This window comes from Limnohabitans sp. (assembly GCF_044361985.1).
Lineage (GTDB): Bacteria > Pseudomonadota > Gammaproteobacteria > Burkholderiales > Burkholderiaceae_C > Limnohabitans_A.
The window spans coordinates 1-7,119 of the sequence record NZ_JBIKHV010000100.1 but is presented as its reverse complement, the minus strand read 5'-3'; the positions used below and the strand labels follow the sequence as shown (position 1 = coordinate 7,119).

Here is a 7,119-nt window from a genome sequence, read left to right as displayed (position 1 = left end):
CCAGTGGTCTTTTGCCGATAAGCAAGTTCAAGACCAAGCCGCTGGCAAATTTTTGCGCCGTTTGAATAAGTCGCGAGCCTAAACGCTCGGCGAAGCCATGGTCGAATTCAACCAGCGCCCCCAGACAAACGCCCACGATGCCTCACTTCTACTGAGCAGCATGGGCACAGACCGCTGGGGCGACAGCCTCATGCCTTGTTCGGATGCTGCATTCGCTACCCAAGTCAGCGGTGCGCCCTTACCCCGCAAATGTCCCCTCCGGCAATCCCCTGACCCCGGGTACCTCCAGCGCAAACAGCGCGCCAGACAGCGGTGCCGAGGCCAGCTCCTGGGTGCTCAGCCGCACTGAAGCTGATGTGACGAACAGGGTCTCCAAACTCGGGCCGCCAAAGCAGCAGCTGGTCGGCCGTGATACCGGCAAACGAATACGCTGCAACAGTCTTCCATTGGGTGCAAAGCGGGCGATGTGCCATGCATCCCACGCCGCGACCCAGAGGCAACCGTCGGCATCCACGGTGAGCCCATCTGGCTTCCCATCCGCCTCATTGAAGACGATCATCGGGCGGCGATTGCTGATGGTTCCCGCTGTCAGGTCGAAGTCGTATTCGTAAATGGTGCGTCTAAAGGTGTCGGTGAAGTACATCCGCGAGCTGTCTGGACTCCACCCCAGTCCATTGGGCACAGTGAAGCCGCTGTCCATCTTCTCCCAGCTGCCGTCGGCTTCGACGCGAAACAAGCTGCCACGGTTCACGGCCGTGCCCATGTCCATGGAGGAGATCCACAGCCGGCCGCGCCGATCACACTTGCCGTCGTTGTAGCGATTTCCCGGACGCTCGGCATCAGGGTGGGCCAACAAGGTCATGCTTCTGGCAGCGCTGTCCAGTGTCATCAGGCCACCCGAAGTGGCCAACAAAAGCCCGCCAGTGGCCTTTGGGATGGCAACGCTCGTCATGGTGCCAAGGGGTGTCTCGGTGCTGTGGCCGTCTGCTGCATGCCAGCAATGCACGGTGGGGGTGAGGATGTCGACCCAGTACAGCGCGTTGTCACGTGGGGACCAGATGGGCCCTTCCCCCAGCAGCGAGCGGGCCTCACTCATGCAGCGCACGTCAACTCTGGTTTGGTCGGCAGGGGGTGACTGAATGTGCAGAGACATGGCCTCGCCTGCTGCCGTGTGCGAGATGCCGCGTGTGGCCTTCATCAGCGGTGCCGACAGTCCGTGTGCCTTACCGCCGCCCAATCTTGTTGCGTCGCCGGTTACGGCCACTGCACCGATGGGCTGACCGGTAAAGTCCAGTATCGGCGCTGCCACTGAGAAGCTGTTGATATCGGCTGTGGACTCAGCCATGGCGTAACCACGTGCACGCACCAAATCCAATTCGCTGCGCAATTCGACATTGACTTCACCCAGCATGGCGTTCAGCCGCGACGCCGCCAAATGAGCGGCAACAGCCTTTCCGGCAGCACTGTTCGCCAAGGGTAGGCGCGCACCCACGCGCGGCGCAAGTTGGCCGTTGCGTGCGGCTTCCTCACTGGCGACCACCACCAGTTGGTCTCCACTCAGCATCACCAGTTGTACCGATTCGCCCACAGCATCGCGCAACGCCATGAGTTCGTCCTGCGCTGCCAGACGGAGGTCGAAGTCGCTCCACACTTCGTGGGCCAGCTCCAACAAACGAAAGCCCAGTTGAAAGGTTCGTGTGAAAGCGTCGTGCCTCAGCAAACCCTCTCGCACCAGCGTGTTGAGGGTGCGGTGCAATGTGGACTTGGGTAGGCCGGAGGCGGCCAGCAGTTCAGTGAAGGTCATGGGCGCACGTTGGGCCGAGACGATGTTCAGCAAGCCCATGGCTTTTTCAAGCACACCCAGTCCACTGGCGTTGCCCTTGTCGTCCTTGTTCTGCATTCGAGGCTCGAGTTTCGATCAATGAAAACGGCTTGGAGTTGGCCGCTTTTGGATTTTAGTGTCAACCCTGATTTCGAGGGTTTTTACCGATGATTGGAAAAGTATCTCGGTAAATAATCTCTCATCATTTAAAAAGTTCCATTCAATGGAACAAAGCTATGCCGAAACTCTTGATCACGGGTCCGTTTTTGCATCCCGACACAATCATTTTGTGGTCGCACAGCAACCGTGCGCCATACGCCCTCCCAACCTTCTGAACCACCAGCCCCTAAGATGTCCCCAACGAATCCAGTCTTTATTCCCATCTCGGGCGTCTTTCCCGTGTTGCCCACACCCTTCGATGCGCAGGGCGCACCGGATGTTGCGGGTCTGCGTACCCTCGTTCGATACCTGCTGAGCTGCGGCGTCGATGGCATCACTTACCCCGGTGTGGCCAGTGAGGTTGGCAAGTTGAGCGTGCCCGAACGACTTGAACTCACTGCCGCCGTGCTGACCGAAGTGGAAGGTCGGGTGCCAGTCATCGCAGGTGTTTCCAGTGGCGATGCAGAGATCACCATCGCCCTGGCTCAAGCGGCCGTATCGGCTGGGGCGACCGCATTGATGGTGGCAGACCCGCCGGATCGGCTCACAGCGCAAGCGCAGATCGCGTATTTCTCGCAAATCGCCGTTGCCGTGCCCAGGGCCACACTGATGCTGCAAAATGTACCGCTGCCCGTGGGCGCAGGGCTTGACCCCGACGTGCTGCTGGAGATTTTGGCCGCCGTGCCGAGCATTCGCTACATCAAAGAGGAAACTCTGCCGAGCGGCCAGCGGCTGTCCGAACTTTTGGCACGAGGACCTGCCAGCTTGGTGGGAGTGTTCGGCGGTGCAGGTGGGCGCTACATCACTGACGAACTGCGACGGGGCGCAGCTGGCACCATGCCGGCCATCGAACTGGCCGAGGTACATGTCGCGCTTTTCGCGGCGCACCGCGCAGGGGATCATGCGAAGGTGCGCGAGCTGTTCACGCGCATGCTGCCGGTGCTCAATGTCCAGGCGGTGTTTCGCTGGTCACTCACCAAATACGTGTTGCAAAAACGCGGACTCATCCCCTGCATGAAGCAACGCATGCCTGGCCCCTTGCTTGATGGGTTGGACCAAGCGGATGTGGATGCATTCTTGACCGACATCCACGATCTGCTCCTGCCGGCCAACCAGTTGTCCAGCTCATTGGGGCAAGTGGCATGACGGCGCGCATCGCTTCAGTCGAGAGTTTCATCATCTCGCTGCCACGCGATGAGCTGTACCTTGGCCCTTTGGGTCCAGGAGAGCGGGTCAACGAGCGCGGCTATCTGATTCGCCATGGCAACCGCACGATTTACCCGTCTACGGACATGTCGGTGCTCATCAAACTGACGGCCGATGATGGCACTGTGGGATGGGGCGAGACTTATGGCATCGTAGCCCCCGACGCTGTGACGGCCATCATCGACGATGTGCTGGGCCCATTGCTGGTCGGGCGTGACCCGCGCGATCCGGTTGTCATCCAGGAAGACCTTTACGACCTGATGCGTGTTCGTGGTTTTTTCGGCGGTTTCTATGTCGATGCCATCGCTGGAATCGACATTGCCATTTGGGACCTTTTTGGCAAGCTGGTCGGTCAGCCCGTGGTCAAGCTGCTGGGCGGCCAAAGACAGGAGCGCATCCCAGCCTATGTGTCGGGTCTGCCTGGCGCCACACTGGACAATCGTCTGGCTTTGGCGAGTAATTTTAAAACACGCGGATTCGATGCCTTCAAGTACGCTGCAGCCGTCTCATTCGAAGGTATCGTGCAGGAGATGCGGGTGTTGCGAGAAGGCCTCGGGCCTGATGTGCGTTTGATGGTCGACCTACATTGGAAGTTCACCGCGCAAGAAGCCATTCAGTTGATCGATCAATTGGCACCATTTCGCCCCTATTTTGTCGAGGCACCTTGCCAACCGGAGGACATCGACGGACAGGTTCAAGTTGGCGCCAGCGCGCGGGTGCCGTTGGCACTGGGCGAAGAGTTGCGCACTGTTTTTGAGTACCGCCCACGCATGGAGCGGCGTGCCATGTCCATCGTGCAGCCAGAAATGGGCCACACCGGCATCAGTCAGTTCATGCAGATTGGCCGTATGGCCAACGCCTTTCACATGAAGGTCATCCCTCATGCGAGCATTGGCATCGGCATTTACCAAGCGGCCAGCTTGCATGCAACGGCCGCATTACCCAACGCGCCGATGCACGAATATCAGCACTCCGTGTTCGACCGAAATCTGCGATACGTTGACACCAGCATGCGTTGCGAACAAGGTTTCTTCACTTTGCCCCAAGGTCCGGGCTTGGGCATTGCGCCTAACGCCTCGGTCTGGCAGTTTCTTCGATCCAAGATCAAATCATGAGAACACATTGCTTCACGTCATATCACCCCCATGATTTTCACGCGAAGGTCCTCCCATGAGCGGCCTGATTGCGATCGATTGGGGCACTTCCAACCTGCGAGCGAGCTTGCTCAATGCGCATGCAAGGGTGGTGGAAGCCCGCTCAGCGCCGGGGGGCGTGATGAAGGTCAAGGACGGACTGTATGCGCCTGCACTGCTGGGGTTGTGCGGCGATTGGATCGATCAAGGCATGGGGGCACTGATCGCCAGTGGCATGATCGGCAGCCGACAAGGCTGGAAGGAGGCGCCATACCTCCACTGCCCTGCGGGCTTGGCCGAGGCCGCATCACAGCTGACACGCGTACAAGTCAAACCCGGTGTGGATCTGTCCATCGTGCCGGGCCTGACATGCATCGGTGCTGATGGCGAGCACGACGTCATGCGCGGCGAGGAAACGCAGTTGTGGGGTGCGGCGCTGCCACCGGGCAGCTGTTGTGTGCTGCCAGGTACCCACAGTAAATGGGCATGGATCGGCAGTGGCGGTGCGGTCGAGAGCTTTGCCACCTACATGACAGGCGAGTTGTATGGCTTGCTCACACAACACGGCATCCTGGGACGGTTGATGCGTTTTGGCGAATCGCATACCGAGTCCTTTGAGGCCGGTGTTCGACTGGGCTTGGATCATCATGCCAATGCGACGCATGTGATCTTCTCGGCGCGCACGGCGGGGCTGATGGGCCGCATCTCGGCTGAAGGCTTGCCCGATTACCTGTCCGGCATTTTGCTGGGGGTGGAAATTGGCAGTGCACGCTCGGCGACCCGTACTCTGGGTGGCTCTGCTGCGGCTGGTCTCACGAAGGGTGTGTTTTTGCTCGGTGACGACGATCTGTGCGCGCGCTATGCCACGGCCTTGCGCCTTGCGGGTTTGTCATCGACACGTGTTGACGACGGTGCCACAACGCGGGGGCAGTGGCTGGTGGCGCAACAGGCAGGCCTCGTGAGGCACGCCTCATGAACACAGGCACTGATCACCTACTAGGCGCATGTACAGCTTGAAGTGCATGGGTATTGGCCACATGGCGGCCTTTGGCAAGCGGCGGGCTTGAAGGACTGACTTGTTTTGACTGAAGTGAGCTTTTTAACTGTGATGAAAACAACGAAGGAGATGATGATGACTTTGAAATCCCGCCTTTATGGCAATGAGTTGAAAACAACGAAGGAGATGATGATGACTTTGAAACCACGCCTTTTTGGTGCCTTGGTGGCTGTCGCGGCATTCACTGTGTCAGCTGTTGTGGCGACACCGTCTTTGGCACAGACCAGCGTTTACCCCTCCAAGCCGGTGCGAGTCATTGTGCCGGTGCCCGCTGGTGGCGCAGCCGACATGATGGCCCGTATGGTCGCAGCCCACCTTCAAGCCAAATGGGGTCAGCCTTTCGTCGTGGACAACCGTCCGGGTGCGGGCTCCAGCTTGGGCATGGACGTGGTGGCTAGGGCCGCGCCAGATGGTTACACCATCGGATTGGGCAATATCGCCGCCAACGCCATCAATCCTGCTGTGCGACCCAGCGCATTTCCCTATCAACCGGTCAAGGACTTCGCCGCCATCTCGATGGTTGGAGCAACGCCTCTGATCCTGGTGGTCAATGCAGAAAAGGTGCCCTCTCGCACTCTGCCAGATTTCATCAAATTCCTGAAGGCCAATCCTGATAAGTTGTCATATGGCTCGTCTGGCGTTGGTTCATCACTGCACCTAGGCATGGAACTCATGCTGTTGCGAACGGGCACCAAGATGATCCATATTCCCTATAAGGGCTCGGCGCCGATGGTCGCCGATTTGATTGGCGGACAAACCGAAGCTTCCATGGATGCGGCCACAACATCGATGCCCCATGTGCAAACGGGCAAGCTTCGAGCGCTTGGCGTGTCGTCCAAAGAGCGCGCATTCTTTGCGCCAGATGTGCCGCCAATCGCTGATGTCATCCCGGGATTCAATATGCAACCCTGGCACGGCATGATGGCCCCTGCTGGTACGCCAAAGGCGATCGTGGATAAATTGTCCGAAGAGATCCAGGCTTTCCTGCGCACGCCAGATGCAGAGGCCAAATTGCGCGCTGCGGGAGTGGTTCGCATTGGATCCAGTGCGCGCGATTTTGCGCAAGCAATGGAGGAAGAATTTGAAACTTACAAAAAGGTTGTCAAAGATGCTGGTATCAAGCCAGAATAAAAAGCCCCACGCTTGACCAGATCATTGCTTTGAGAAGCCCGTCCCGTAGATCAATCCAGCGGCTTGGCGCAGCCGCTTCTTAGGGACTGGCTGGTACGAGCTCAAGCCCTGTGGTTCTGGGTTCAATGATGTCCTGCTTGGAAAAGACGTAACCTCACACCACTCGCCATCTCAAGCTTCTGCCAGTGATAAAGCCAACGGGAGGTCTTAGAAAGCCGCATTCAGTCAAAATCATGAGTCATGTCGCTGAGCTCCCTTGACCACGGGAATCCTTTGGCACTGAATTCCCCACCGTGCGCGGCAACATGACCGATTGATTTCAAATGACCCATCCCTCAAAAACTCTGGACATCGTGGCGCTTGGCGAAGCCATGGTCGAATTCAACCAGCGCCCCCTGACAAACGCCGACGATGCCCCCCTGTACCTGCAAGGCTTTGGCGGCGACACGAGCAATGCCGTCATCGCAGCCGCCCGCGCCGGTGCACGGGTGGCTTACCTGAGCCGCTTAGGCACCGACCGCTGGGGCGACAGCCTCATGACGCTTTGGCAGCGAGAAAACGTGGGCACCATCAACGTGCTGCGCGACGCCCAAGCACCCACCGGCATGTAC

At 58.8% G+C, this 7,119-nt stretch carries 6 protein-coding genes; 5 read left to right on the top strand and 1 reads right to left on the bottom strand.

Going from position 1 to position 7,119, the window contains the following annotated elements; genetic code table 11:
• Positions 1 to 238 precede the first annotated feature (238 nt).
• Positions 239 to 1,900: an SMP-30/gluconolactonase/LRE family protein gene (locus tag ACIQ3A_RS12705; RefSeq protein ID WP_396432097.1), complete on the bottom strand. Its 1,662-nt coding sequence runs from the start codon at positions 1,898 to 1,900 to the stop codon at positions 239 to 241.
• Positions 1,901 to 2,173: 273 nt separating this feature from the next.
• On the opposite strand from ACIQ3A_RS12705, the gene ACIQ3A_RS12700 reads away from it, so the two are divergent.
• From ACIQ3A_RS12700 to ACIQ3A_RS12680, 5 genes are all read left to right on the top strand, one after another.
• Entirely contained in the window at positions 2,174 to 3,127 is a 954-nt protein-coding gene (locus ACIQ3A_RS12700; protein WP_396432096.1) for a dihydrodipicolinate synthase family protein, read from the top strand.
• Entirely contained in the window at positions 3,124 to 4,302 is a 1,179-nt protein-coding gene (locus ACIQ3A_RS12695) for a mandelate racemase/muconate lactonizing enzyme family protein (protein WP_396432095.1), read from the top strand. The genes ACIQ3A_RS12700 and ACIQ3A_RS12695 overlap by 4 nt, the downstream gene beginning before the upstream one ends.
• A gap of 55 nt (positions 4,303 to 4,357) precedes the next feature.
• Entirely contained in the window at positions 4,358 to 5,296 is a 939-nt protein-coding gene (locus tag ACIQ3A_RS12690) for a 2-dehydro-3-deoxygalactonokinase (RefSeq protein WP_396432094.1), read from the top strand.
• Between the two features lie 213 nt (positions 5,297 to 5,509).
• Positions 5,510 to 6,508 (top strand): Bug family tripartite tricarboxylate transporter substrate binding protein, encoded by a 999-nt coding sequence (locus ACIQ3A_RS12685; RefSeq protein ID WP_396432093.1) that lies wholly within the window; start codon positions 5,510 to 5,512, stop codon positions 6,506 to 6,508.
• Positions 6,509 to 6,831: 323 nt separating this feature from the next.
• On the top strand, positions 6,832 to 7,119 hold a 288-nt coding region (locus ACIQ3A_RS12680; RefSeq protein WP_396432092.1), incomplete at its 3' end, for a PfkB family carbohydrate kinase.

Bases quoted from the DNA above. Each gene is read 5' to 3' on its own strand.
- ACIQ3A_RS12705 (WP_396432097.1), bottom strand. From the start codon at position 1,900: ATGCAGAACAAGGACGACAAGGGCAACGCCAGTGGACTGGGTGTGCTT.
- ACIQ3A_RS12700 (WP_396432096.1), top strand. From the start codon at position 2,174: ATGTCCCCAACGAATCCAGTCTTTATTCCCATCTCGGGCGTCTTTCCC.
- ACIQ3A_RS12695 (WP_396432095.1), top strand. From the start codon at position 3,124: ATGACGGCGCGCATCGCTTCAGTCGAGAGTTTCATCATCTCGCTGCCA.
- ACIQ3A_RS12690 (WP_396432094.1), top strand. From the start codon at position 4,358: ATGAGCGGCCTGATTGCGATCGATTGGGGCACTTCCAACCTGCGAGCG.
- ACIQ3A_RS12685 (WP_396432093.1), top strand. From the start codon at position 5,510: ATGACTTTGAAACCACGCCTTTTTGGTGCCTTGGTGGCTGTCGCGGCA.